Source organism: Lactobacillus sp. OTU4228 (genome assembly GCF_001006945.1).
In the GTDB taxonomy this organism is placed as follows: domain Bacteria; phylum Bacillota; class Bacilli; order Lactobacillales; family Lactobacillaceae; genus Lactobacillus; species Lactobacillus amylovorus.
Genome location: NZ_CDLD01000033.1, coordinates 111,705 through 137,806, shown reverse-complemented (window position 1 = coordinate 137,806; position 26,102 = coordinate 111,705). Strand labels below are relative to the sequence as shown.

Sequence of the window (26,102 nt, the reverse complement as noted above, 5' to 3'; positions counted from 1 at the left end):
AATTAATCCTTCTTTTCATAACCAAAATACTTCTTTGCGGCGTCGCTCATACGGTCCGGCGACCAAACCGGATACCAGACAAATTCTACATCCACGTTTTTTACTTCTTCAACTTTTTTAACTTCTTTAGTGATTGCATCGATTAAAAAGCCGGTCAAGGGACATGCTGGAGTGGTCAAAGTCATGTTGATTAAGCAGATGCCATCTTCGTCCAAGTCGATACCATAGATTAAGCCTAAATTAACCACGTCGACGTTTAATTCAGGGTCGATCACCTGAGCGAGGTGGTTAATGATGTCGTTTTTGATTGTTTCGCCGTCTCTCATTATGCATCCTCACCAAAAATCTTTGCTTTGATTGCTTGTCCGGTTGGCGTACCAGCTAAGCCACCGATTCCTGTTTCGCGTAGGGATGCTGGCATTTGGTGGCCAACTTTTTTCATGGCATCGATACATTCGTCAGCCGGAATTACACTAGTGCATCCCGCCAGCGCCATATCTGCCGCAATCAAGGCGTTCCCAGCACCAATCGCATTTCTTTTCACGCAAGGCACTTCAACCAGTCCTGCAATAGGGTCACAAACAAGGCCAAGCAAATTCGACATTGCAATCGATAAAGCCTGTGCGCTTTGTTCGGCGGTGCCGCCAGCTGCTTCAACTGCCGCAGCCGCACCCATGGCAGAGGCAGAGCCTACTTCAGCTTGGCAGCCGCCAGTAGCACCAGCGATTTCGGCGTTGTTGGCGATCACCATACCAAAGCCACCGGCAGTGAACAAGAAGTGAATCATTTGCTCCTCAGTTAAGTTGAGTCGTTTTTCTAATAAAAACAAGACACCAGGTAAGGTGCCGGATGAACCCGCTGTTGGCGTAGCACAAATGACACCCATTGCCGCATTAACTTCGTTAGTTGCAACAGCATTCTGTACGGCAGTCATGATCGTATCGCCAGAAAGGGTGTGGCCTTTCTCAATATATTTCTTGATCTTCACGGCCTCACCGCCAGTTAAGCCAGTGCTAGAAAACACACCATTGCCGCTACGACCTTTTTTCACCGCATCGCGCATGGTTTCCAGATTGTATTTCATTTTGTTCCAGACTTTTTCACGAGGTAAGCCTGACATTTGGCATTCTTGCTCAATGATTAATTCAGAGATAGGTTTGCCTGTTTTTTCGGAGTCGGCAACAATTTCTTTAATATGGTTGTACATGATTTCTTCCTATCTATAAACAAATGATGTGAGGATATTTCTTCCGTAATTCACCAGTTAAGGCTGGTTTGAAGTAATTTTGGATATCGTACTCATAGATGTAACAAGCGTGCGACTTGTAGATTCTTTTTTCCTTAAAAGGGGCCTTGAGTTTCAAAAAGTCAGATAAGGATCTCTCGTGATTAAGTTTTCTCTCAAAATCAACTAAGATCACGATTGGTAGAGAACCAGCTGGCTTGATGTTGATGCCGTGTAAGACGATCTCGCGCACTTCGATGGCACCGCCACCGATAGAGCAGCCTGATAATTGGGCCTTCTTTTCACCATCTGACATGTCTAAAATCGCAGTGTTAGGGTGGCCGATGGGGCTTTGGCCTTCTTCTTCAACAAAGCGAATATCGATTCCGCGTTGGCGCGCAATCTCAGGTGCTCGCGGCACACGCAAATCCTCTGTAGTAAAGCCCAAGATTCCTGCAGCGATGGCATAGTCAGTACCATGTCCGCGGTGCGTTTGCGCAAAAGAGCCATAATAATGAACAGTAACTTTTTTAGGTACGCCGCCGAACAAGCGGTTTCCTTCACGGCCAATGGCTACGGCACCGGCAGTGTGTGAGCTTGACGGTCCGACCATGACAGGTCCGATGATGTCAAAGACGCTCTTGTAACGATTCTCCATTGTAAGATCCCCTAATGTATTATAATTTTCGTTTCTCATTATAACGGATAATGGGAAATTGATAAGTAAAGATTGCGATGATTTTCAATATTTTGAGAAATAGAGTAATCGTAATTACTGAAATCTAACTAAAATAAAAATTTTTTATTCTTATACATTTTCAGTATAATTTAGTAGCATAATAAAGATCGTTTTTAGAGAAGGATAAATTATGACTAACGAAAAAGACAAATTGAAGCAAAATTTAGAGAAGGTTGCTGAAGAACGCGGTGACCAGCAAGCAGTATCTTATCAAGACTTGTTCAGTCCAATGTTCATGCAAAAGAATACCAGCTTTGCTACGATTGATGTGTTTGTAAGAGAACTTGGCTTGAAGGACTTCCAAGAGATCGAAAAGATTGATGACAAAGTAATCGACGATTTTGTCAAAAAAGAGACGAAATTTAATAATTGGCAAGAAATGCAACAGCGTGCGGTAAGCGAATACATGACTAGCTTATTTTAATAAAAAGTAACCCCTAAAGTCGGTTATTAGTTGATAAGAATGGTATCATTAATATAGTAGTAAATATATATTTTTGGCGTAGAAAGAAAAGGAAGAGAACGATGGAAGATAAAGAAATTGTTCAACAGATTGAACAGGGCGTCAAAGAATCAGAAAATTGGAGTGTATATCACCACTTAAAGGATAAGTTAGGTTATCCAGCATTGATGTTGCGTCAAACTAACACAAGTGCAAATAGTTTCGGCGTAAACATCGATATCTTTAAAGGATATGCTTACTTGTTCTTGGACAATGGTACACCTGCAGAACCTGGCAAGCCTTTCTCAGTGCAAGAGATGTCAGATTGGGTAGCTTTGAAAGAACTGCTTGACATCATTAAGCCTTATATAAAAAAATAAATCCATAAAAAATACGAATTTGCCATTGTGACAAATTCGTTTTTATTTGTGGGAAAGGGATCAGAATGCAAAAGTACACAAGATTAGCAACTAAAGATGACTTGGCTGAGATTATGGCTATTATTGGGGATGCCAAGGTATTTTTGAAAAAGTCAGGCAGCACGCAATGGCAAAATGGCTATCCAAATGAAGAATCAATTTTAGATGATATTAAGAATGGCGATGGATATGTCTTAGTAGTTGGCGATAAGGTGGCTGGCTACACTGCTGCAATTACTGGTGTAGATCCCCATTATCTGAAAATTGAAGGTGGCAGCTGGAGCGACAACGATGATCCTTATACAACGATCCACCGCATTTGCTTGAGTTCAAATTATCAAGGTCAAGGCTTAAGTAGGATCTTCATGTCAGATATCATCAGTTTGGAATATGCGACCGGTATCAGAAACTTTCGTGTTGATACCCATCGTTTGAATAAGCCAATGCAAAAGCTGGCAACCGGCAACGGTTTTGAATATCGTGGTATTATCCAAGTCGATGATGAAGTTGATCCAGACCGCTTGGCTTACGAATTAAATATGTAGAAAATAAAAAGCCCATAATTGCTACAAGAAGTAACAATTATGCGGCTTTTTTACTTTTCGTTATAAAGAGCTTTAACAGCATCGATATCACATTGTTGGATGGTGTAAGCACGTTGATCAGTAATTGCAGAATTCATAACTGATGGTTGACTGTCGTTGTGCTCCAAACCAATAGCGTGACCCAATTCGTGTTCAGCACAGACAATGCAATTTCTGGATTTACTTGATCCAAGAAGAAGTTGTTAAGTGAAATGATTGAACCGTAGAGGTAGCCACGTGGTACAGCAGGCAGTTGTGTGATACCAGCCCAACCAGTGTTGCTGTAGTTACCAGCGTTCACAATGATGTTGGCTTTGCGATAATCAGTAACTTGCTTAAAGTTGATGGCTTTAGTATCGTTCCAAGCATTCATTGATACATCGGCTTTCTATTTAATTTTTTGCATTATCTAACTATTTGTAACCCATTTGCAAGCGTAAGGCCTCGTAAATTGGCTTGCCGCCAAGCAAGTCGAGTACGTAGTAAGAAATAAATGTAACGATGATTAATGGCAAGACTTGTTGGACAGTACCGACCATTTCGGTTAACAGCATGATCGCAGTAAAGGGTGCTTTTTCGATCGCGCCAAAGTAGGCGGCCATTGAAATAACCAAGATGTGAACGAAGCACATTGACGGAATGATGCCTAATTTAATCATGACGTTGGCACAGATCATGCCTAAGATCGCACCTAAAACCAGGATCGGCATGAAGATACCGCCAGGCACTGATGAACCATAAGACAGCATTGAGAAGACAAAACGAATGACGAAGAGAATGATAGGGATAATTACCAAACTCCATGGTCCAAGCAGTAATTGTGTGTCGAGCTTATGGTTGGACAAATCAGTGATCAAAACGTGTGAACCACCGAGCAGGTGAGAATTCCAAAGACCAACTGGAATAATCGAGATCAAAGGAATAATGCTGTGGTAGTAAGCAGGAATCTTCTTAAGTTTACTGAAGATGGGCTTCAAGCTAAGCAATGTATATTGGTAGCCGTAAGCTAAAAGTCCTAATACAATACCGATAATTGGCAAAGTCCAGTAGGCATTGATTGGGAAGTAGCCGCGAACTGGCAAGTATAAACATGGCTTGTTACCGAAGAACAGAATAGTCATGAAGTCAGCTGAGAAGCTGGCGGCTAAAATTGAGACCACCTTTTTGGGTTTAAAGCTGAAGGAGATTTCTTCAACTAAGAACATTGCGCCGGCAATTGGTGCACTAAAGGCAGCCGCAAGTCCTGCCGCAACACCACATTCTTGCAGTTCCTTAATTTGATCTTTGTCTGATTCAAAGATGCTTTCGGCTAACCCTTGTCCAACCATGGCACCCATTTCAATACATGGACCTTCACGTCCCAGCATTAGGCCAGGGCAGATTGCCAGCAGACCACCAACAAATTTACGCCATAAGATTGACCACCATGGCATCTTGTTTTCACCTAAGAAAACAGCTTCAATTTGCGGTACACCAGAACCGACTAATTGATTCAAATATGGTTTAGTGATGTGACCTAGTACAAGGCAGATAACGATCATCAAGATAACATAGGGCACAAGCCACATTGGTTGTGCCGCCATCTTCGGGTAAATAAAGTTGAGGATCTGCATCGTATGGTCAATTACCCAGCGAAAGACGCTTACGATTAGACCGGTGATGATGCCTACAAGAATCGCCCGGTACAGGTGATAAGACATGTCACTGGAAAACGGTTTTCTTAAAATTTGTTTTGCAGTTTTTATCATAATCATTTCCTTATTGCTGAAGTTTAGTACAACTTTATCTTATCACATGCAAACAGCCCTTGTTCAGGGCTGTTTGCATGTGATATTGAATAAAAATTATCTATTTTCTTGAACTACTTTAACAATTTGAATGATGATAGTAGGCATTAATGCTAACCCGATAATCCAAAGAAGTTGGGTGTTAGTCAATGGAGTTACAGCGAACAAACTGTGAAGACCTGGTACAAATAAAATTAAAGCTAATAATAATGTACCAACTGCAAAGGCAGCCAAGCTGTACCAGTTGTTCTTAAAGCCAATCTTGAAAATGCTGTGCTGTGAACGGCAGTTGAAACCATGAAGCAAACGAGCAAAAGTCAAAGTTGAGAAGGCCATGGTACATGCGACAGCGGCACTAGTTTGACGACCAATCATGAAGGCAGCGATAACGCCAACTGAGATAATGATCCCCTGAAGAGTTACTTTGGTTATTAAGCTCTTATCAAGGATGCCGACTTTAGGATCACGTGGTTTTCTATCAAGAATGTCTGGTGCACCAGGCTCCATCCCGATTGCCAAAGCTGGAAGGGAGTCGGTTACCAAGTTGATGAACAAAAGCTGAACTGCGATAAATGGCACTGGAAAGCCACCAATTGAGGCAAACAAAACAGTGATGATCGCAGATAAGTTACCTGAAAGAAGATACATAATTGCGTTCTTAATATTTTCAAAAACGGTCCGACCATTGGCAACAGCCTTGATTATTGTAGCGAAGTTGTCGTCGGCCAAGATCATGCTGGCTGCATCTTTTGATACTTCGGTACCGGTGATTCCCATAGCAACACCAATGTCGGCTTTCTTCAAGGCAGGGGCGTCGTTGACGCCATCACCAGTCATAGAAACAATCTTGTCCTTCTTTTGCCATGCGTTAACGATGTGGATTTTGTTTTCTGGCGATACACGGGCATAAACGGCGATCTTTTCAATCTTTTGTTCAAGTTCTTCGTCGCTCATCTTATCAAGTTCGAGACCAGTAACGGCAATGTCGCCATCGCTAAAGATACCGATCTTTTTGGCAATGGCAACGGCAGTAACCTTGTGGTCACCAGTGATCATGACAGTACGGATACCGGCTTTTTTAGCACGGGCAACAGCTTCAATACTTTCTTCACGAGGTGGGTCCATTTCGGAAACCAAACCAATGAAGGTAAAGCCGTGTTCTGTCTCAGGAGTAAGATCTTCGTCTTTTTCCTTGTAGGCAAAGGTTAAAACACGCAAACCATTTTCTGAGAAGTGTTCGTTTTGAGCTAAAATCTTCTTTCTATCTTCATCAGTTATTGGGCGAACTTCATCGCCGATACGGATGTTGTCACAGCGGTCAAGCAAGACGTCGATGGCACCTTTAACGAAGATAGTAGGTACGGTGTGGATCAAGTGCTTGGTACTCATCAACTTACGGTCAGAGTCGAATGGCACTTCTTGCTGACGAGTTAAAAGACCACGAAGATCACTTTCAGACAAGCCAAGTTGATTGTTACCTAAATCAATGCCTGGCACCTTGCGGTACATTTCAAGTAAGGCTGATTCGGTTGGGTCACCGATGCTCTTGCCGTCTTTTAAGCTTGAGTCGTTGTTTAATACTGCGTCGTATAAAAGGTAGCGGTGTAATTGATTGCCTAAGTCTAGTTGATCAGGCTTTAAGACTTCGCCACCAATGTAGATGTCTTCAACGGTCATCTTGTTTTGGGTTAGAGTACCGGTTTTATCGGAACAAATAACGGAAACGGAACCTAAAGATTCAACGGCAGCCAAGTTCTTGATAATGGCATTTTCTTTGGCCATCTTTTGTGTACCCATAGCTTGCACGATGGTTACGATTGAACTCAAGGCTTCAGGAATTGCGGCTACAGCTAAGGCAACTGCAAAAAGAAGTGCATCCATAATCGGTTGACCGCGCCAGATTTGCAAGCCAAGTACGATGGCACAAATGATCAAAATTGCCGTGGCCAGTTTGGATGAGAACTTATCAAGTGAGACTTGAAGTGGGGTACGACGTTCCTTAGTTTCATTCATCAAGGAAGCGATCTTACCGATCTCGGTGTTCATCCCCGTGCCGGTAACTAACACATTAGCGCGGCCGTAAGTAACTAGTGAACTTGAGTAAACCATGTTGAGACGGTCACCCAATGGGATTTCATGATCGAAGTCAACGTCGGCCTTATCGATATTGGTTGATTCACCGGTTAAAGAACTTTCGTTAACTTGCAGAGAATAGTTATCCAAAATTCGTCCATCGGCAGTAACCATGTCGCCGGCTTCCAAAAGCATGATGTCGCCAGGTACAACGTCTTTTGAATCGATTTCGATCTTTTCACCATTGCGCAGAACTTTGGCACTAGGTGAGGACAGCGACTTGAGCGATTCAAGCGATTTTTCTGCTTTAACGTGCTGCACCGTTCCTAAAATTGCGTTTAAGATCAGTACGGCAATGATAACCAGCGTACTTTCTAAATCACCAGTAAAGGCAGAAATAACTGCGGCGATGATCAAGATGATGACCATCAAATCTTTAAACTGCTCTAAGAAAACTTGAAAGGCCGTTTTCTTTTTGCCTTCAACTAAGGCGTTTTTACCGTATTTGGCTAAGTTTTCTTCAGCCTGCTTAGTCGATAAACCACCGCTGCCGGTTTTAAACTCTTTTAAAACCTCGTCCTTGGTCTGTAAATAATACTGTTTCATATAATCCTCCAGAATTGGGAGTGTCTAGACAAAAAAAGAGACCATGCCCAAACTTAAAAAAGTTTATGCATAGTCTCACCATTTAAATTTACAGCGGAAATTGCTTTCGTGATATGACGCCGTAAATACAATTATTTGTCGGTTACTCCCTATATGTATATTAAAATTAAATCATACGACATTGTTCTTGGCAATAAAAAAATAATATAATTAAAAATCATGATTGGAGGGGAAAATATGAATGAGGTGATTTTGCCGCGCAAACGCTGGCAACAGATCTTTAACGTGCAAATGATTTTTGCACTAATCGTAACAATTTTAGAAATGATTCCTAAGCGAGGACACACTGCAGGTAATATTTTTCAGTTAGTATTCTTATGCTTAGTCATTGGTTTAAATTTTTACGTTCAATTTAAGCGTAAAAATCCTAGCAAGCTTAATCATGAGATTACTCGCTGGATAAATCTCTGGCTGTTTAACGGTTATTTCATTGATGTCTGGTTAGCAACGGGTAATTATTTATTACTTTTCAAATTTCTTGCCCCATGCCCATGGATCCTCGTGCCAGGTCTTCAAGACATCGTATTGTTCGCTTGAGATATGGCCTGATTCGTTTTCCTTCTTGAGAAGTTCTGGGTAGGAAAGAAGTGGAGCATACTTAACGCCGCTCTTAGCAAAGTTTTCCTTGGCGTCTGGCAAGTAGTAGGTGAAGATTGAAGATACGCCGATTACGTTGCCACCGTCTTTTTCAGTTGCCTTAACAGCGTTCAAAACTGAGCCACCAGTAGTGATTAAGTCGTCAATTAAAACGATCTTGTCGTCTTTTGAAAAGCAACCTTCGATTTGACGACCCTTGCCATGATCCTTTGGTTTTGGACGAACGTAGATCATTGGCAAATGAAGCTTGTCAGCAACCCAAGCTGCGTGAGGGATACCGGCAGTAGCGACACCACCGATAATGGTTGCTTCAGGAAATTCTTTTGCAATTAAGTTAGCTAAGTCACTGGCAATCATGTCGCGTAATTCTGGGTAAGAAACAGTCAAACGCAAGTCAGTGTAGATTGGTGAAAGCATCCCACTTGCATAGGTAAATGGTTTGTCAGGTGAGATAGTGATGATTTTTTCTTGGATAAGTTGAGAAATAATTTGATCTTTATGCATTTTAATTAAACTCCTTCTTGATTGCTTCATAAGCAGCTTCTGGATCACTGGCTAAAGTGATAGGACGGCCAACAACGATGGCACTTGAACCCCATTCCTTAGCATCGGCTGGTGTTGCAACTCTTGATTGGTCATCTTTAGCGTTTCCCTTTGGACGAATGCCAGGAGTGACATATAAGAAATCGTCGCCGATTGCTTCGTGCAATTCTTTGACTTCAAGTGGTGAACAGATAACGCCGTCTGCACCAGCAGCTTTTGCCATCTTGGCCAGGCTGAGTACTTGTTTGTCCATTGGTAAAGAACAGTTTTGTTCGTGGGCTAAAACATCGTCTGAAATTGAAGTCAATTCAGTGACAGCCAAAAGCTTAGGTACGCTCTTGCCAGCGGGTGTGCCAGCGATTAAACCGTCTTTAGCGGCCTTGATCATTTGACTGCCGCCAAGTGCGTGCACCGTAGTAAAGGTAATGCCGAGTTTTGCCAAAGCCTTAGCACCGTTATAAACAGTGTTTGGAATATCATGCATCTTAAGGTCTAAGAAGATCTTGTAGCCTTGATCGGTTAATTCTTTAACTACGCCAATGCCGGCGTTGTAAAACAATTCCATGCCGACTTTGATAAAGACGTTTTCCGGTTTGCCAAGTTTTGCCAGAATTTCGTGTAATTTTTCTTCATTGTCCAAATCAAGGGCAACAATTACAGGTCTACTCATTTTTTTCCTCCACAAAAAAAGTCTATACGTGGCGCAGAGAGACACCAGGTATAGACTTTCCCCAGATAATTTAAGTCAATATTTTGAACTTGCGGTCTCTCTGTACCGTTTAAAGTTTGATCAAAACGAAGTTTAACACCATCGAAAATAAAATACAAATAAAATTTTGGACTTTGAAAAAATGAAAAAGGCGTGTACAATCTGTTCTAAAAAATAAGCGAATGTCCGTGAGCATTCATTTTTGGAGGAAAATTATGACAAATACACGCGTAAGTTTACCAGGATTAGATTTGAAGAACCCAGTGATGCCAGCAAGTGGTACCTTTGGCTTTGGTGATGTGCCAGCAGCTAAGAAGTTCGATTTAAACGAATTGGGTGCGATGGTGATCAAGACCACGACGCCACATGCGACAACCGGTAATCCGCAACCACAGATCGCTGTTTTAGACGACGGCGTTTTAAACTCAGTTGGTTTAACTAACCCAGGTGTTGACGTAGTAATTAGTGAGAAACTTGTTCCACTTAGAAAACAATATCCAGACCTGCCAATTATGGCTAGTGTGGGTGGCGATAGCGAAGACGACTACGTTGAAGTCGCTAAGAAGTTGTCTGACTCAGGTTTAGTTAATGCACTCGAAATCAACGTTTCTTGTCCTAACGTTGATCGCGGCGGTATGAGCTTTGGTGTGCATCCTGACGTCGTTGAAGAGTTAACCCAGAAAATCAAAAACGTGGTCAACGTTCCAATCTACGTTAAACTAACACCAAACGTCACTGATGTAGTTACTATCGCCAAAGCTGCCGAAAAGGGCGGTGCTGATGGTCTTTCCATGATCAACACTTTGCTTGGTATGGACATTGATGTGAAAACGAGAAAGCCAGTGCTTGGTCACAACATGGGTGGTCTCTCCGGTGAAGCTGTTAAACCAGTTGCTCTGCGCATGATTGCCCAAGTTCACCAAAGTGTGAACTTACCAATCATCGGTATGGGCGGCATTAGTTCAGCCGAAGACGTCGTCAAATTCATGCTTGCCGGTGCCAGTGCTGTTGCCGTAGGGACTGCTCATTTCCACGACAGCATCGCCTCCAAGCATATTGCAGATAGTTTGCCAGTCGAACTTAAAAAATTAGGCGTTGACGATATCAACGATTTAGTCGGTCAAGTTAAATTCAATTAATTCCTTGACAAACGCTGTCATTTACAGTAACTTTAAAGCAATGAATGTCCTTTAAAATTAGTCCCGTGAGGCTAGCAAGGCAGGCTTAAATTAAGTTTCGACTTTACAGAAAGCTCCTAGTCTCAGAGAAGACTGGGAGCTTTTTTCATGGGCAAAAATTAGGAGGCTGTTAAATTGGCAAAAGAAATTCAGGATGCGCTTGCAATGAAGCGTGCGCTAACGCGTATTACTTACGAAATCATCGAACAAAATAAGGGTACCGATGATCTAGTATTAGTTGGGATCAAGACACGTGGTGTTTACCTAGCTGACCGCATCCATGACAGAATTCAAAAACTTGAAGGCGTTGATGTTCCGGTCGGTGAACTTGACATCACCCTTTACCGTGATGACCGTCATGATGCATCCTTGAAGCAAGATCCAGTTGTTAACTCTGATCAAGTTAGTGTCGACATCGATGACAAGCACGTTGTCTTGATCGACGATGTTATCTACACCGGTCGAACAATTAGAGCTGCGATGGATGCCTTGATGCACGTTGGTCGACCAAGTTCGATCAGAGTGGCAGTTTTGGTTGACCGTGGTCACCGTGAATTGCCAATCCGTGCAGACTTTGTTGGTAAAAACATTCCAACTTCTGCCGACGAACAAGTCGCTGTTAATGTAGTTGAAAAGGACGGCAAGGATTCAGTTGAACTGAAGGCTTTGCCAAAATAAAAAATAGAAAAAGTAAATAATTCAACCATTTAATTGACTCCAGAGAGGGCCAGAAGGGTTGCTTAGTTTTTCGCATACAAAAGTGCGAAGAAAAAGCCTGGAGCAATTAAATGCTTCAGGCTTTTTTTGATAGAAAGAATCGAAAATGGAAAATTTAAATCTTGTCAGTTTACCACATTTTGTTAGTGTTGAAAATTTGCATGTTGATGAAGTAGAGGCTTTGATCAAGCGAGCAGAATACTTCAAAAAAGGCGGTGCAACGCCTCGCTTAACCAAGCCGGTATACGTGACCAACATGTTCTTTGAAGACTCAAGCAGAACACATACGAGTTTTGAAATGGCTGAAAGAAAGTTGGGATTAACAGTTATCCCATTTGATCCAGCTCACTCATCAGTTAATAAAGGTGAAACTTTATACGACACTTCACTCATCATGAATGCCTTAGGTGTTGATCTTGAAGTGATCCGCCACTCACAAAATGAGTACTACAACGATTTGATCAACTTAAAAGATCACCAACACTTAAACATCGGTGTGATCAACGCAGGTGATGGTAGTGGTCAACACCCTAGTCAATGTATGCTCGACATGATGACCATCCACGAACATTTCGGCCACTTCAAAGGCTTAAAAGTAGCCATCGTCGGCGACATCACTAACTCAAGAGTCGCAAAAAGTGACATGGAACTGCTTACCAGATTAGGCGCAGAAGTCTACTTCTCAGGTCCAAGCTACTGGTATTCAAAGGAATTTGATAAATACGGTAAGTATGAAGAATTAGACAAGGTGATCCCTGACATGGATGTCATGATGCTGCTTAGAGTACAACATGAACGTCATGCAGGTGATCCTAATGAAAAGAAATTTGATGCAAAAGCATACCATGAAAAATATGGCATCAACCACAAACGTTACAATGAATTAAAGCCAGATACAATCATCATGCACCCAGGTCCAATTAACCACGACGTTGAACTTAGCGGTGACTTGGTCGAAAGCGACAAGTGTATGTTTGTCCGTCAAATGCAAAACGGCGTCTTCATGAGAATGGCCATGATTGAAGCAGTATTACGCGGAAGAAAGCTCGGAGGTCTCGAATAATGACAACAGTAATTAAGAATGGTACCGCTTATCAAAATGGTCGCTTAGTTAAAGCAGATGTTTTAATTGACGGTCAAAAAATTAAAGCAATCGGTACTGATTTAACAGGCGACAAAGTAATTGATGCTAAAGGCAAGTTAGTCAGCCCCGGCTTAGTTGATGTCCACGTTCACTACCGCGATCCTGGTCAAACTTATAAGGAAGATATTAGAACAGGTAGCGAAGCTGCAGCCCGCGGTGGTTTTACCACAGTCGGTGCCATGCCAAATGTCACTCCTGTACCTAACACACCAGAATTAATGGAAAAGATGGTTGAAGAAAACAAAAAGAAGGGCATCGTTCACGTCTTCCAATACGGTCCAATCACTAATGATGAAACAACTGATGTCATTCCTGATTATGCCGCTTTGAAAAAAGCTGGTGCTTTTGCCTTAAGTAATGACGGCCACGGTGTGCAAACCGCCCAAACTATGTACCTGGCTATGCAAAAAGCTAAGGAAAACAACTTGATTGTCGCAACTCATGCTCAAGATGATTCATTGTTTGATCACGGCATCGTCAACGCCGGAAAAACCGCAGAAAGGTTGAACTTGCCACCTGTTACTGAGCTTGCGGAAACTACGCAGATTGCGCGTGACTTGCTCTTAGCGCAAAAGACTGGCGTGCACTACCACATCTGCCACGTTTCAACTAAAACGAGCGTTGAACTGGTCCGTATGGCAAAGGCCCGCGGCATCAACGTCACTTGTGAAGTCGCACCGCACCACATTTTGTTAACTGATGACGATATTCCAAAGGACAACGGCTACTACAAGATGAATCCACCTTTGAGAAATAAGGAAGATCAAGCAGCTTTGTTAGTTGGGTTACTTGATGGCACAATTGATTTGATTGCCACTGACCATGCGCCTCACGCTAAGAAAGAAAAGCAAGGCGGGATGAAAGGTGCCGCATTTGGAATCACAGGCAGCGAAACAGCTTTTAGTACCTTGTACACCAAGTTTGTAAAAAACGAAAAAGTCTTTACGCTTGAACAATTATTATCATGGCTCAGCGATAAGCCAGCTAAGACCTTCGGCCTTAAAAACGCCGGTGTGCTCGAACCAGGAAGGCCTGCTGATATTGCTATCTTTGATCTTGAGCATGAAAAAGAAATCAAGGAAGCAGACTTTAAGTCTAAGGGTGTCAATACACCATTTACCGGCCACAAGGTTTATGGTTCAACAGTGATGACAATGGTTGACGGTAAAGTTGTCTACCAGGAAGGAGCAGAGTAAATGTCAATGCGCTATTTAATTTTAGAAGACGGCAGTATCTATGCCGGTGAAGGCTTCGGCGCCGATCGCGAAACAACCGGTGAAGTTGTTTTCACAACAGGGATGACCGGTTATCAAGAAGCAATCACTGATCAAAGTTACGCAGATCAAATCTTGGTTTTCACTAACCCATTGATTGGTAACTACGGGATTACTTTAGCTGACTATGAATCACTTGAACCAAAGATCAAGGGCGTGATTTGCCACCAAGTTGCCCGCCATCCGGACAACTGGAGAATGCAAACGACTTTGCCTAAGTTCTTAGAGCATTTGGATATCCCAGGCATTCAAGGAATTGATACCCGTGCCTTAGTTAAAAAGCTTCGTGTCCACGGTACCTTAAGAGGTAAGATCGCAGATTCAAAGGAAGATGCAGACAAGATTGCCAAGATTTTACAAACTGAAAATGTAACTCAAGGCGTGATCAGCTGCGTCTCAACTAAGAGTCCATACCCAGTTCCCGGTTCAAAGCGCAACATTGTGGTTATCGACTTCGGGATCAAGCACAGTATCTTGCGTGAACTCGCCGAGCGTGACTGCAACTGTATTGTTTTGCCATATACCGCAACCGCTGAAGAAGTGTTAAACCTTCATCCAGATGGTGTCCTTCTTTCAAACGGCCCTGGTGACCCAGAAGAAATGGCCGCAAATGGTGCTACAGACATGGTTCGTGAAGTTGAAAAGCATGTACCATTGATGGGTATTTGTATGGGACACCAAGTCTTTGCTTTAGCCAACGGTGCTAAGACCCACAAGATGAAGTTCGGCCACCGTGGTTTTAACCACCCAGTCCGTGAAATTGCTACTGGCAACATCGGTTTTACTTCACAAAACCACGGCTACGCTGTAGATGCAGATTCAGTTGATAAAGATAACTTGATGATTACCCACGTTGAAGTAAACGATGGCACTGTTGAAGGATTGCGTCATAAGAAGTACCCAGCCTTCTCAGTCCAGTTCCACCCAGATGCAACTCCAGGACCACACGATGAGGTTTCACTATTTGATGACTTTATGTCAATGATTGATCAAAGAAAGGAAGAAGAGCGTCATGCCTAAGAGAAAAGATATTCATAAGATTATGGTGATTGGTTCTGGTCCAATTATTATTGGTCAGGCTGCAGAATTTGACTATTCTGGTACTCAGGCTTGTTTAGCTCTTCGCGAAGAAGGTTACGAAGTTGTGTTGGTTAACTCCAACCCAGCAACCATCATGACCGATACGACAATTGCTGACAAGGTCTACATTGAACCTTTGACCGTTGAATCAATTTCAAGAATCATTCGTCAAGAATATCCAGATGCCATCTTGCCAACCTTGGGTGGCCAAGTAGGTTTGAACATGGCTTTGGCTCTTGCAAAGACTGGTATCTTGGATGAACTGCACATTGAACTTTTGGGTACTAAGCTTGATTCAATCGAACAAGCTGAAGACCGTGAAAAGTTCAAGGAATTATGTAAAAAGTTGGGCGAACCTGTGCCACCATCCAAGACGGTTAATACAGTTGAAGATGCTTTGGCCTTTGGTGATGAAATCGGCTATCCAATCATCGTACGTCCTGCCTTCACAATGGGTGGTACCGGTGGTGGTATCTGCCACAACCGTGAAGAATTAGCTGAAATTGCCAAAAATGGTTTGGAACTTTCACCCGTAACTGAATGTTTGATTGAAAAATCCATTGCTGGTTACAAGGAAATCGAATTCGAAGTAATGCGCGACCACGACGATAATGCGATGATCGTCTGCTGTATGGAAAACTTCGATCCAGTTGGTATCCACACCGGTGACTCAATCGTTTTCTCACCAAGTCAAACCTTGTCAGACAAGGAATACCAAATGCTGCGTGACTGTTCACTGCGTTTGATTAGAGCACTTAAGATCGAAGGGGGATGTAACGTACAGCTTGCCCTTGATCCAACCAGCTTTAACTACGACGTTATCGAAGTTAACCCAAGAGTTTCTAGATCAAGTGCCTTGGCTTCAAAGGCTACTGGTTATCCAATTGCCAAGATGGCCGCTAAGATTGCGGTGGGCATGACTTTGGATGAAATCAAGAACCCAGTAACTGGTACGACTTATGCCGAATTTGAACCAGCTCTTGACTACGTTGTCTGCAAGCTTCCACGCTGGCCATTCGATAAGTTCCCTAAGGCGGACAGAGTTTTAGGTACGCAAATGAAGGCTACCGGTGAGGTTATGGCGATCGGTAGAACTGCAGAAGAAGCAATGCAAAAGGCTGTCAGATCACTTGAAATCGATGAAAGGGATCTTTATTCTGAAGAAGCTCATGAAGCTAGCGATGATAAGCTTGAACAAAAATTAGTTAAGGCGCAAGACGATCGCTTATTCTACTTAGCAGAAGCATTCAGACGTGGGTACAGCTTAGAAGATGTGCATGAATTAACTAAGATCAACTTCTACTTCTTGGATATCGTCAAGCACATGGTCGAAATGGAGAAGACACTTGAAGAAAACAAGTACGATGTCGACACATTGCACCTTGCTAAGAAATATGGCTTCAGCGATCCAACAATTGCTCATTTATGGTGTGAAAGCGAAGATGAAGTAAGAAACTTTAGAAAAGCCAACGGCATCATACCAGTTTACAAGATGGTTGATACCTGTGCAGCCGAATTTGAATCAAAGACGCCATACTTCTACTCAACTTATGATACAGAAAACGAATCACATAAGTCAGGTAAGAAATCAGTGGTTGTAATTGGTTCAGGCCCAATCAGAATTGGTCAAGGTGTCGAATTCGACTACGCAACTGTGCACTGTGTTAAGGCCTTGCAAAAGATGGGGTATGAAGCAATCGTCATTAACTCAAACCCAGAAACTGTTTCAACTGACTTCTCGGTTTCTGACAAGCTTTACTTTGAACCATTGACCCTTGAAGATGTTTTAAACGTCTGCGATTTGGAAAAGCCAGTAGGTGCAATTGTCCAATTCGGTGGCCAAACTTCAATTAACTTGGCAGCTGGTCTTGAAAAGCACGGTGTAAAGATTTTGGGTACTAAGGTTAAGGATGTTAACCGTGCAGAAGACCGTGAACTCTTTGATGAAATTATCAAGAATTTGCAACTTAACCAACCAAATGGCTTAACTGCAACGACTCACGAAGGCGTGCTTGAAGCAGCAGATAAATTAGGTTACCCAGTCTTGGTTCGTCCAAGTTACGTCTTGGGTGGTAAGGCAATGGAGATTGTCTACAACAAGGACGAATTGGAAGAATACTTGCAAGACCACGTTGATATTGCGGCAGATCACCCAATCTTGGTTGATGATTACTTGGATGGTCGTGAATGTGATGTCGATGCGATCTGTGACGGCAAGGATGTTCTTTTACCTGGTATTATGGAACACATCGAACACGCTGGGGTTCACTCAGGTGACTCAATGGCTGTTTACCCACCACAAACCTTTACTGAAGAAGTTAAGGAAAAGATTACCGACGTCACGAGAAAGTTAGCTTTGACCTTGCACTGTGTCGGCATCATGAATATTCAGTTCATCGTGCGTGACGGTGAAGTTTATGTCATCGAAGTAAACCCACGTGCAAGTAGAACTGTCCCATTCTTGAGCAAGATTACGGGTATCGAAATGGCCCAAGTGGCTACACGCGTAATTATGGGTGAAAGTTTGGCTGAACAAGGCTACAGCGACGGTTTGGCACCAGAACCTGACATGATTTCAGTTAAGGCACCAGTCTTCAGTTTCAGTAAGTTAGCTGATGTTGACTCATACTTAGGACCAGAAATGAAATCAACTGGTGAGGTAATGGGTAGTGACCATACCTTTGCTAAGGCATTGTACAAAGCCTTTGCCGGGGCTAAGATGCAATTGCCAGAAAATGGTAACGTCTTGCTCACAATCGAAGATAGAGATAAGGAAAAGATCTTGCCAATTGCGAAGAGATTCGCCAGAATCGGTTACCGAATCTTTGCGACGAAGGGTACGGCAGACTTCTTGAAGAAGCATGACTTACACGTTGACTTGGTAACTAAGGTTCATGAAGATGAAAATGCGGATGACAACATCTTGAATGAATTGAGGGATGATAAGATCGACTTGGTAATCAACACGATGGGTCATGATATTGAGAAGAACTCTGATGGCTTTATTATCAGACAGATGGCTATTCAGCAAAATGTACCACTTCTTACTGCACTTGATACTGCGGATGCACTTCTTACTGCACTTGAGAATAGATCATTTGCGACTGATGCTTTAAAGTAGGAAATGGGAAGATAAAGTAAAAGGAACTAGATGAGAAGACTAGTTCCTTTTTGCTTATCTACGTTGTTTTGAAGACGGAAGAAAAATCCTTCAGACATGTTAAAGTATTGGCCTAATTTTGCCGATAATTCTGCGTCGATTTTTCTTTTACCTTGTTTACAACCGAGAGACAGCTTCATACAAGCTTCACTATATTGATGTTAATGGATCAACTAAGTCTAATGGATTTACTGCTAATGATGGTACAGAACTTACTAACCATGAAATTAGTAATGTCAGTGGTTATGTAGGGGAAAGTTCAGATCCTACTAAGTTGAATTTATGGAACTTTACCGATGATGGTTATGTTTTAGTCGATGCATCAGGTAATGTTAAAGGTGCAGATGGTAACGTTGATATCAGTAAACTTGGTAAACAAGAGTTTATTGAGGGCATGGGTGATAATAACGACCATGACCAATACGTTTACTTGAAGCACGCAGTTGAAGAAATTACTCCAGAGACTTCAGATAGTGATATTCCCAAGGATCCATCAAATCCAACCAACTCAAGTGTTGATAAGAATACTTTGAGTAAGACCTTCACTCATACCATTTACTACAAGGCAAATACTACCGATGGTGCCACATTAAAGGATGCAACTACTCAAATAGTGGTGATAGATACACAACTTCAGATAGTATGATTGGTACTTGGAAGCTAGTTAGTGGTAAGGCTGACGCAATTGATTTAACTCCAAGTTCTTCAAATCCTAAGGACGTTCAATTGGTTTACGAGAAGGAAGTACAACCGGGCGGTGATACCGGCGATGAACCAGGTGACCAACCAAGTGGTAAACCATCAGGTCAACCAGGTAATAAAGGTTCTAAGACTCCAGGCAAACCAGACGAAAATAAACCTGACGAGCCAAAGAAGGACAACACCAAGAAACCTGAAGAGAAGAAATCTAACAAGAAGACTCCTCAAAAGAAGAATCCTTCAAAGAAGTCTACTAAGAAGAGCCCAACCAAGTCCAATAAGACTAAACAAGCCAAGCAAAGTCAGAAGTAATCGATCAAACTAGTGGAAAGCCAGCAGGTTTGGTCGACAACACAACTGTCGGTGCTAATGGCGATACTGTGAATGGCACCAAAGTAAACACTTTGCCACAAACTGGCGAGAAGTAATCAGATGCTGCCGCATTTGGCTTAATCGCTCTCGCATTTGCTGGTTTGGCTTCATTTGTTGGCGTGGACCGCAAAAAGAAAAATAATTAAATAGAGAAAAAAGGATCGAACAATTCATTTTTCAGGATCGTTTGATCCTTTTTCTTATGCCTATGAAAGCATTTTTAATTTTCCTTATTTTTTGTTTGCACCGTAAGCGATTTCATTGATAGAATGCTTTTTGTAACTTTTTTACAGAAAATAGGGGAGAAATTGTTGATGAATTATTTATTTCTATTTATTCCTGCAATCGGATGGGGACTTATGCCTCTATTCGTTGCCGGGGTTAAAAAGAGTAATATTTACCACCAAATCGTAGGTTCAGTATTAGGTGCATTTTTGTTCGGCGTAGTCGTTACTTTAATCAAGCGTCCAGCATTTAATATGACTTCATTTTTATTGGCTATGGTTGCAGGTGCCGCATGGGTAGTTGGTCAGTGTGGTCAATACTACAGTTACTCAAAGATCGGTGTTTCTGAAACCATGCCACTCTCAACCGGTTTACAATTGATCGGTGTGCCACTTGTTGGGGTTTTAATCTTTGGCGAATGGGCAAGTACACAAGCTAAGTTGTTTGGTTTCCTTGGCATTCTTGCTTTGGTTGTCGGTGTTGCCTTTACCTCTTTGACTGATAAGGGTACTGCCGAAGGTAACAAGCAAAACCAAACCAGTACAATGATCATCTTGGCTTTGACCACTTTGGGTTACATCACTTCAAGCTCAATTCCTAAGGCTTTGAAGGGCGATGGCGTCATGATTTTCTTGGGTCAAACAATCGGGATGATGATCGCCACCTTTATTTACATTGTGGCCACTAAGCAACTTAAGGTTTTGAAGGAAAAGGAGAGCTATCAAGTTATTCCGGCCGGCGTGATTTTTGCGATCGCCGCACTTTCATACATCATTTCAGTTCAAATGAACGGTGTTAACTTGGCCTTCGTTATGTCACAACTTTGCGTAGTTATTTCAACTCTTGGTGGTATCGTATTCTTACACGAACAAAAGACCAAGAAGGGCTACATTTACACTGCAATCGGTTTGGTATTAATCGTCGCTGGTGCAGTCTTAACTTCAGTATTTTAATGGAGAACGTTGGATGAATTTCATCCGACGTTTTTTGTTTTTTTAAGCAAAAGAAATATGTTCTAGACCATTTTGGATTAAAATATAAGTAGTAGGAAGAGTCTATCAAAGGAGCAGATTGAAATTATGAATGACAATACTGTATATGTAATTGATGCACGAAGATATTCTCGTAATGGCGAAATAATAGAGCATAATGTCCACGTTTATAGTTCATATCAAAATGTCATTGCAGCGTTTGAGTCATTTTTTAAAGTGCCAAATAAAGAAGTACACATGAATGGTAAAAATGAAATGTTGCAAGTGAGAATATTCGATCCGACGAATGAATTTGTGACGAAATATAAATTCGACATCTATGAAAAACAGATCGATAATTTCTTTCCAAAAACGACTGAACATATCTAGATTGGGGTGGCAGATAGATTCTGTCGCTCTTTTTTGATGAGGTGAAAAGATGGTTTTAGACGAAAATAAGAAAAAAGAAGCTTTGAAGAAGTTGACTAAGGAAGAATACGAGGTCACTCAGAATGCGGCGACGGAGTATCCTTTCACTGGTAAGTACGACGATTTTTATGAAAAAGGCATTTACGTTGATGTGGTGTCAGGTGAGCCGTTGTTTTCTAGCCAGGATAAGTATGATGCGGGATGCGGCTGGCCTAGTTTTACTAAGCCGATTGAGAAACTGAAGTATCACCGCGATCAGTCACATGGCATGGAGCGTACCGAAGTGGTAAGTCCAGAGGCGCAGTCACATTTGGGTCATGTTTTTACTGATGGGCCTGTGGATCGTGGCGGTTTGCGCTATTGCATTAATTCTGCAGCATTGCGTTTTATTCCATATGAGAAGCTAGATGAAGCAGGTTATGGCGAGTATAAGAAGTTGTTTGAGTAAAAAATAAGACTGCTAAGTTTTCGCTTAGTAGTCTTTTTTGATGATGTTTTGTTTAAATTCTATTTTTCATAAAACTTGATTTCAGTATTAGCCAAATCAACTGTGTAAGTTTCTTCCTCAAGTGGACGCTTAGTCATGCCTTCATCAGTTGAGTAAATGATCAAAGCTAACTTGCTGCCTGATGGAATAGTGTAGTAGGTAGGTTGAAGCAAGAAGTCCAAATCGTAGAACTTGTCAGCTTCAATTGCTTCAGGCTTCTTCATGTCCTTGTAGTTTTGCATGTTCATGTGGGCCTTAGTGATCAACTTAGCCTTGGTCTTCTTGTCTGGAACAAATTCTTGCAAAGTGTCAGTGCCAAATCTATAACCCAATTCTTGGCCACCACGCATCAAGAACTTAGGTGTTGCAGTCAAACGTTGTCTTTCGCCAAGTTCAACCAAAGCAACAGAAATTTGACCCTTAGGAAGAGAACCTTTGACTCTGACCTTAACTTCAGGACGACCTACGATTGTAGTTGGGTGGATAAATTCATCTGTGACAAAGCGTAAGCTTGGCTTAGCCCACTTTTCATCACCACAGATAAACTTGTATTGCCAGTCGCTTTCAGAAATACCAGCCTTCTTGAATTCGATGCCACCTACGTCAGTGAATGACTTCTTAGCTTGACCATTGCCATCTGCGTAAAGATCGCCTTCGTCAGTAGGGTAGTAGCTCTTTTCTTGACCTAAATCGTCGTTCCAGTCCTTTTCTTCATGCCACTTGTCAGCTTGCAAGTTGTCTTGAATCATGACTGTTGGCCATTGGTTGTAGGCATTGTTTTCTACGCCAAGGAGTTCATGAACAAACCAGAGGTTCATCAAGTCAGTAAAGTCGATGGAAACGAAGTTGTTCATGTTATAGTGCGGACCTTGGTGCAAGAAGAGGTGGTGCTTCATTGGCATCTTAGAAACGAGTTGCCAAATCTTGTAGACGTTCTTTGGCTTAACGTTCCAGTCGTTTAAACCATGAACTGAAATCCATGAGCACTTGATGCCATCTGCGTGATGACGGTAATTTCTTGCTTCCCAGAAGTCAGAATATTGACCAGTTTTACGGTCTTCTTTTTCAAGTAATTCCTTTTGCATCTTGTCGTATTCTGGCTTGATCTTGAGGTAGGAACCGGCATCCCACAAGTTAGATTGACAAGTTTCAGCCAAAAGGTCGAGGTCTTCACCTTGGCAAGCCTCAGGAGCAATAACCAAACCGTGTTCACGGTAGTAGTCGTACCATGATGAAATAGCAGCTTCAGAAACAACAGTCTTCAGACCCTTGACGCCAGTAGTTGCAATAGCGATTTGCAAAGTACCCAAGTATGAACGACCAGTCATCCCGATGTTGCCGTTGCACCAATCGGCTTTGGTTTGAACAGTTCTGGTGCGGTCAGTGTAAGCAACACGGTCGCCGTGAAGCCATTCAATGACAGCTGCAGCTGATTCAGTTTCTTCAGGTGCACCGGTAATTCTGACACCGTCACTGCCGCGCGTACCGATGGCACCAGCAAAGACGCTAGCAAAACCACGAGCAAGCATATATTCGTTTAATGGGTAAGATGACTTGTGAACTGCTTCTTCAGTTGCTGGGTGGCTTGAGCCGTCTGGCTTTTCTGCCTTAACGATTGGAGAGTGTTCATATTGTGGGTCGTTCCAGGTACTTGCATCGGACAAGTTTTCATCAACGTTGTGGTTTCGTTTTTCGTTGGCGATGATGCCACCGAAGTATGGGGATGCAGTGTAAAGTGCTGGCACCTTGAGGCCTTTGTTAGTTTCGGCAGGACGGAAGACAGTAACTTGAATCAAGTCGCTCTTGCCGTCGTGGTCGGTGTCAAGATCAGTTTCTACGTAAACGACTTCACGGATTACCTTGTTAGTGTCAAAAACAGGGATGGACTTGCCGTTGAAGAATTTGAATTCGTTTTGGCCCCAGAATTGAGTGAAGTAGCCTTTACCAGCCATCACATCGAGCAAGATTTGACCATTCTTACTACGAGTGTTGAGCAAACGGTAGAAGGCTGAGATCAATTTGTGATTGTCGCTGATGTCTTGAACAAATGGCAAAGCATTTTTTTGCATAAAGCGAGTTGGGTCATCAAATTGATAGTCGTAGTGAACGTGATAGCCGAGCAGTTGCAAAGCAACGTTGTAGAATTGCTCGGTGCCGATGGATTCAGACTTTTCTTTTAAGAAATCTGCTAAAGTTTCATGATCTGAAACAGCGAATTCGTTCAACTTGGCCGTTTTAGCAGCATCAGTCTTGGCTTCAGCGATTGCGTTTTTAACGAGTTTTTCAAGCAGGTCGCTGAAAGACCAGTCTTCGTAGTTTCTAGGTAGGAAGTTGATGTCGATTAATTCTTTGACTTGTTGATCAAAGCTGGTTTCAACATAGGCATATTGATTGTATTTCATTGATTTCGCTCCTTTTTTTCTTATTAATTATAGTTTACCTGTTTAAGGTGACATCGCAATCAAAAAAGATGAGATTAAGTTAATTTTAGAGTCCTCTTATATAAGTATCAGTGCAATTTTATTTTTAATTATAAAATAGAGTACTAATATTATAATTGGGAATTAATATAAGATTTGTCACGATTAATAAAAAGGGTAAGTTGGTGAAGAATTCACGCAAGGCTAAGCCAGGTGTTAAGTATCATGTAAATCGTGTGTTTAAGATGGCAAGCGTAGTTATGCGCAGATTAAATTAGGACGCAAGTATGTGATGCTTAATACGAAGTATGTTAAGTTTATATAATGAAAAAGTCGGCGATTTTGCCGGCTTTTTTTCGTTAAAAGATAAAAATTTTAAATGGCGTATAAACGTAAAGCAATGCTAGAGCAACGACTACGATTAATTCAATCGTGTTTCGCTTAGTTAGACGATCATAATTTTCTTCTTTAATTTTATTTTGGTGAAATGCCTGGGTGAACTGAATACGTCTGACCGCTAGAACGATAGCAATGATCAGATAAATGCTGATGCCGATAATATTTAGAGTTTTCATTCTTATTCCTCTTAGTTGTATTTGTGCTAGTTTTTTATTAAAATTATATCAAACAAACGTTCAAACTTCGATATTTTTTAGAAAGGAAAACTGATGGCAAATTATAACTCTAAACGTGAACATTATCGCAATGTGGCCCGCAAACATGAAGCGATGATCGAGCAAAAATATCAATCTCAAATTCGAGCTTCAATTAAAGGTACCAAGGTTTATAGTGTTGATGCTTTTGCCGATAAAGAAGTTGATGATTTTACTCAAAAAGCTAAGCAAATTGTCTGGCCCCTTGCTACCAATCAAGCCGTGATTAAGGCCTGCCAAGATTATCCGCAACAAAAAGTAGCTGCTTTGAATTTTGCTTCATATGTTAATCCTGGTGGTGGTTTTTTAAACGGTGCAATGGCGCAAGAAGAAGCGATTTGTACGCAGTCAGACCTTTATCCGGTTATTGCAAGTCAACGTGATTTTTATGCTTGGAATAAACAGCACAGAAATCGCGGCCTATATATGAACCGCGGGCTTTATTCGCCTGATATTATCTGGGATGGGGATGTTCAAAGTGGTGTGCTCACATGTGCCGCACCTAATAAGACTGCTGGTCGTCGCACCTTGCGTGAGCCAGAAGAGCAGATGAAGTTCTATAGTGATGCTGACAGTGCAATGCTTAGTCGAATGAATTTTGTTAAAAAAATAGCTGAAGATCAAAAAGTTGATGTATTGATCCTTGGTGCATGGGGCGCCGGCGTCTTTGGCTTTAAGCCAGCCGAAGTTGCCAAGATGTGGCAGAGGACTTTCGAGCAGCCAACCAGTATTTCAAAGGTCGTTTATGCAGTGATCCCAGATGAGCGGCGACAAAATCGCGCAGTGAATGAATTTAAGAAAGTTTTCGAGTGAGTTAGATAGATGTTTTTTAGGTAAATTTAGTTCATAATATAAGTAAATATTTATGTACTAAGGAAAATATCTATGGGACTTTTTGATTTATTTAGTAAAAAACAAAGAAAAGCGAATCAAGCGTTTTTGGCCGACCAGCGCAGCCAACAAGTTATTGCTAAGATTAAAAAACTAGATTTGCCAGCTGAACTTAAACAACAACTGATTAATGCTAAAGTTTATGACATTTGGTTTAACAGTAAGGATTTAGCGCCGCTTAGTAATCTACTGAGTGATCATGAAAAAATCGAGTATGCAGCGCTCGGAATTACTGATCAGGGCGAAGATGTAATGCTGACATGTACTAATCAAAATTTGATTATTTTGAGTAAAAAACATCCTAGTGAAAATAGCCGTGTGATCCCGTTAACAGAGATTATGAGCGTGCTCTTACAGCAGCAAATTATATCTGAAGAATTAACGTTAATAGTGAATAATGAACAAGTTAACATTAACTTACTTAATAGGACAACTGCGGCACTTTTGACAGCAACGATTAAGAAATGGTCGCGAAATGATGATAACCTTGATGAGCAAGTAGAGCAGATTAAGAAGTTGAAAGATTTGCTTGATCAAGGGATTCTGACTGAAGAAGAATTTCAAGCTAAGAAAAAGCAAATTTTGAAAATTTAGAGTAAACGAAAAGCCATGTGTTTT

At 41.7% G+C, this 26,102-nt stretch carries 27 protein-coding genes; 16 read left to right on the top strand and 11 right to left on the bottom strand.

Going from position 1 to position 26,102, the window contains the following annotated elements:
* Nucleotides 1–2 precede the first annotated feature (2 nt).
* The 3 genes from BN1206_RS06515 to BN1206_RS06505 are packed head-to-tail and all read right to left on the bottom strand — an operon-like array spanning nt 3 to nt 1,883.
* The gene (locus tag BN1206_RS06515) at nt 3–326 is read right to left on the bottom strand and encodes a metal-sulfur cluster assembly factor (RefSeq protein ID WP_013642220.1); all 324 of its coding nucleotides are present in this window, start codon (nt 324–326) and stop codon (nt 3–5) included.
* Nucleotides 326–1,207 carry an L-serine ammonia-lyase, iron-sulfur-dependent, subunit alpha gene (gene sdaAA / locus BN1206_RS06510; RefSeq protein ID WP_013438310.1) on the bottom strand — a complete coding sequence of 294 codons (882 nt, stop codon included), beginning with the start codon at nt 1,205–1,207 and terminating at the stop codon, nt 326–328. Before sdaAA ends, BN1206_RS06515 begins: the two co-directional genes overlap by 1 nt.
* 13 nt (nt 1,208–1,220) lie before the next feature.
* Nucleotides 1,221–1,883 (bottom strand): serine dehydratase beta chain, encoded by a 663-nt coding sequence (locus tag BN1206_RS06505; RefSeq protein WP_013438309.1) that lies wholly within the window; start codon nt 1,881–1,883, stop codon nt 1,221–1,223.
* A gap of 211 nt (nt 1,884–2,094) precedes the next feature.
* Here BN1206_RS06505 and BN1206_RS06500 point away from each other — a divergent pair, with 211 nt between their 5' ends.
* From BN1206_RS06500 to BN1206_RS06490, 3 genes are all read left to right on the top strand, one after another.
* On the top strand, nt 2,095–2,388 hold the full coding sequence (locus BN1206_RS06500; protein ID WP_013438308.1) for a hypothetical protein: 294 nt from the start codon (nt 2,095–2,097) through the stop codon (nt 2,386–2,388).
* Nucleotides 2,389–2,489: 101 nt separating this feature from the next.
* On the top strand, nt 2,490–2,786 hold the full coding sequence (locus BN1206_RS06495; RefSeq protein WP_014565994.1) for a hypothetical protein: 297 nt from the start codon (nt 2,490–2,492) through the stop codon (nt 2,784–2,786).
* A 65-nt stretch (nt 2,787–2,851) separates the two neighbouring features.
* Nucleotides 2,852–3,370 carry a GNAT family N-acetyltransferase gene (locus BN1206_RS06490; RefSeq protein ID WP_013642219.1) on the top strand — a complete coding sequence of 173 codons (519 nt, stop codon included), beginning with the start codon at nt 2,852–2,854 and terminating at the stop codon, nt 3,368–3,370.
* A 50-nt stretch (nt 3,371–3,420) separates the two neighbouring features.
* On the opposite strand, the gene BN1206_RS09785 is transcribed toward BN1206_RS06490, so the two are convergent.
* The 6 genes from BN1206_RS09785 to pyrF all read right to left on the bottom strand — a co-directional run bounded on the left by BN1206_RS09785 (nt 3,421) and on the right by pyrF (nt 9,745).
* Nucleotides 3,421–3,537 carry a hypothetical protein gene (locus BN1206_RS09785; protein ID WP_271885159.1) on the bottom strand — a complete coding sequence of 39 codons (117 nt, stop codon included), beginning with the start codon at nt 3,535–3,537 and terminating at the stop codon, nt 3,421–3,423.
* Nucleotides 3,504–3,782: a hypothetical protein gene (locus BN1206_RS06485; RefSeq protein ID WP_014565993.1), complete on the bottom strand. Its 279-nt coding sequence runs from the start codon at nt 3,780–3,782 to the stop codon at nt 3,504–3,506. Before BN1206_RS06485 ends, BN1206_RS09785 begins: the two co-directional genes overlap by 34 nt.
* Before the next feature lie 40 nt (nt 3,783–3,822).
* Complete coding sequence (locus tag BN1206_RS06480) at nt 3,823–5,157, bottom strand: ClC family H(+)/Cl(-) exchange transporter (protein WP_013642217.1); 1,335 nt, start codon at nt 5,155–5,157, stop codon at nt 3,823–3,825.
* Between the two features lie 96 nt (nt 5,158–5,253).
* Nucleotides 5,254–7,875 (bottom strand): cation-translocating P-type ATPase, encoded by a 2,622-nt coding sequence (locus tag BN1206_RS06475; RefSeq protein WP_052543087.1) that lies wholly within the window; start codon nt 7,873–7,875, stop codon nt 5,254–5,256.
* Nucleotides 7,876–8,397: 522 nt separating this feature from the next.
* Nucleotides 8,398–9,036: an orotate phosphoribosyltransferase gene (gene pyrE / locus BN1206_RS06470; RefSeq protein ID WP_013642214.1), complete on the bottom strand. Its 639-nt coding sequence runs from the start codon at nt 9,034–9,036 to the stop codon at nt 8,398–8,400.
* Nucleotide 9,037: 1 nt separating this feature from the next.
* Nucleotides 9,038–9,745 (bottom strand): orotidine-5'-phosphate decarboxylase, encoded by a 708-nt coding sequence (pyrF, locus tag BN1206_RS06465; protein ID WP_013438300.1) that lies wholly within the window; start codon nt 9,743–9,745, stop codon nt 9,038–9,040.
* Between the two features lie 254 nt (nt 9,746–9,999).
* Here pyrF and BN1206_RS06460 point away from each other — a divergent pair, with 254 nt between their 5' ends.
* From BN1206_RS06460 to msrB, 11 genes are all read left to right on the top strand, one after another.
* Nucleotides 10,000–10,923, top strand: coding sequence for a dihydroorotate dehydrogenase (locus tag BN1206_RS06460; RefSeq protein WP_013438299.1), 924 nt, complete (start codon nt 10,000–10,002; stop codon nt 10,921–10,923).
* A 174-nt stretch (nt 10,924–11,097) separates the two neighbouring features.
* A complete protein-coding gene (gene pyrR, locus BN1206_RS06455) occupies nt 11,098–11,640 on the top strand; it encodes a bifunctional pyr operon transcriptional regulator/uracil phosphoribosyltransferase PyrR (protein WP_013438298.1) in 543 nt (180 codons plus the stop codon).
* A gap of 145 nt (nt 11,641–11,785) precedes the next feature.
* A complete protein-coding gene (locus BN1206_RS06450) occupies nt 11,786–12,742 on the top strand; it encodes an aspartate carbamoyltransferase catalytic subunit (protein ID WP_052543086.1) in 957 nt (318 codons plus the stop codon).
* On the top strand, nt 12,742–14,019 hold the full coding sequence (locus tag BN1206_RS06445) for a dihydroorotase (RefSeq protein ID WP_013438296.1): 1,278 nt from the start codon (nt 12,742–12,744) through the stop codon (nt 14,017–14,019). Before BN1206_RS06450 ends, BN1206_RS06445 begins: the two co-directional genes overlap by 1 nt.
* A gap of 6 nt (nt 14,020–14,025) precedes the next feature.
* A complete protein-coding gene (locus tag BN1206_RS06440) occupies nt 14,026–15,117 on the top strand; it encodes a carbamoyl phosphate synthase small subunit (protein ID WP_156172740.1) in 1,092 nt (363 codons plus the stop codon).
* Complete coding sequence (carB, locus tag BN1206_RS06435; protein ID WP_052543084.1) at nt 15,110–18,298, top strand: carbamoyl-phosphate synthase large subunit; 3,189 nt, start codon at nt 15,110–15,112, stop codon at nt 18,296–18,298. The genes BN1206_RS06440 and carB overlap by 8 nt, the downstream gene beginning before the upstream one ends.
* Nucleotides 18,299–18,416: 118 nt before the next feature.
* Complete coding sequence (locus tag BN1206_RS06430; protein WP_052543083.1) at nt 18,417–18,983, top strand: hypothetical protein; 567 nt, start codon at nt 18,417–18,419, stop codon at nt 18,981–18,983.
* On the top strand, nt 18,980–19,348 hold the full coding sequence (locus BN1206_RS06425) for a hypothetical protein (protein WP_052543082.1): 369 nt from the start codon (nt 18,980–18,982) through the stop codon (nt 19,346–19,348). Before BN1206_RS06430 ends, BN1206_RS06425 begins: the two co-directional genes overlap by 4 nt.
* Nucleotides 19,349–19,722: 374 nt before the next feature.
* On the top strand, nt 19,723–20,586 hold the full coding sequence (locus BN1206_RS06420) for a GRP family sugar transporter (RefSeq protein WP_022087367.1): 864 nt from the start codon (nt 19,723–19,725) through the stop codon (nt 20,584–20,586).
* A gap of 126 nt (nt 20,587–20,712) precedes the next feature.
* Nucleotides 20,713–20,994, top strand: coding sequence for a hypothetical protein (locus tag BN1206_RS06415; RefSeq protein ID WP_013438289.1), 282 nt, complete (start codon nt 20,713–20,715; stop codon nt 20,992–20,994).
* 49 nt (nt 20,995–21,043) lie between these two features.
* Nucleotides 21,044–21,481 (top strand): peptide-methionine (R)-S-oxide reductase MsrB, encoded by a 438-nt coding sequence (gene msrB, locus BN1206_RS06410; protein ID WP_013438288.1) that lies wholly within the window; start codon nt 21,044–21,046, stop codon nt 21,479–21,481.
* Nucleotides 21,482–21,540: 59 nt separating this feature from the next.
* Here the strand turns inward: msrB and BN1206_RS06405 are convergent, their stop codons facing one another.
* Together BN1206_RS06405 and BN1206_RS06400 are read right to left on the bottom strand one after the other, a co-directional pair.
* Nucleotides 21,541–23,922 (bottom strand): Xaa-Pro dipeptidyl-peptidase, encoded by a 2,382-nt coding sequence (locus BN1206_RS06405; RefSeq protein WP_052543081.1) that lies wholly within the window; start codon nt 23,920–23,922, stop codon nt 21,541–21,543.
* Nucleotides 23,923–24,299: 377 nt separating this feature from the next.
* Complete coding sequence (locus BN1206_RS06400; RefSeq protein WP_052543080.1) at nt 24,300–24,515, bottom strand: hypothetical protein; 216 nt, start codon at nt 24,513–24,515, stop codon at nt 24,300–24,302.
* A 93-nt stretch (nt 24,516–24,608) separates the two neighbouring features.
* On the opposite strand from BN1206_RS06400, the gene BN1206_RS06395 reads away from it, so the two are divergent.
* Nucleotides 24,609–25,406, top strand: a complete 798-nt coding sequence (locus BN1206_RS06395) for a TIGR02452 family protein (RefSeq protein ID WP_013642206.1) — start codon at nt 24,609–24,611, stop codon at nt 25,404–25,406.
* Between the two features lie 72 nt (nt 25,407–25,478).
* Nucleotides 25,479–26,078, top strand: a complete 600-nt coding sequence (locus BN1206_RS06390; RefSeq protein WP_013642205.1) for an SHOCT domain-containing protein — start codon at nt 25,479–25,481, stop codon at nt 26,076–26,078.
* Nucleotides 26,079–26,102: the final 24 nt, after the last annotated feature.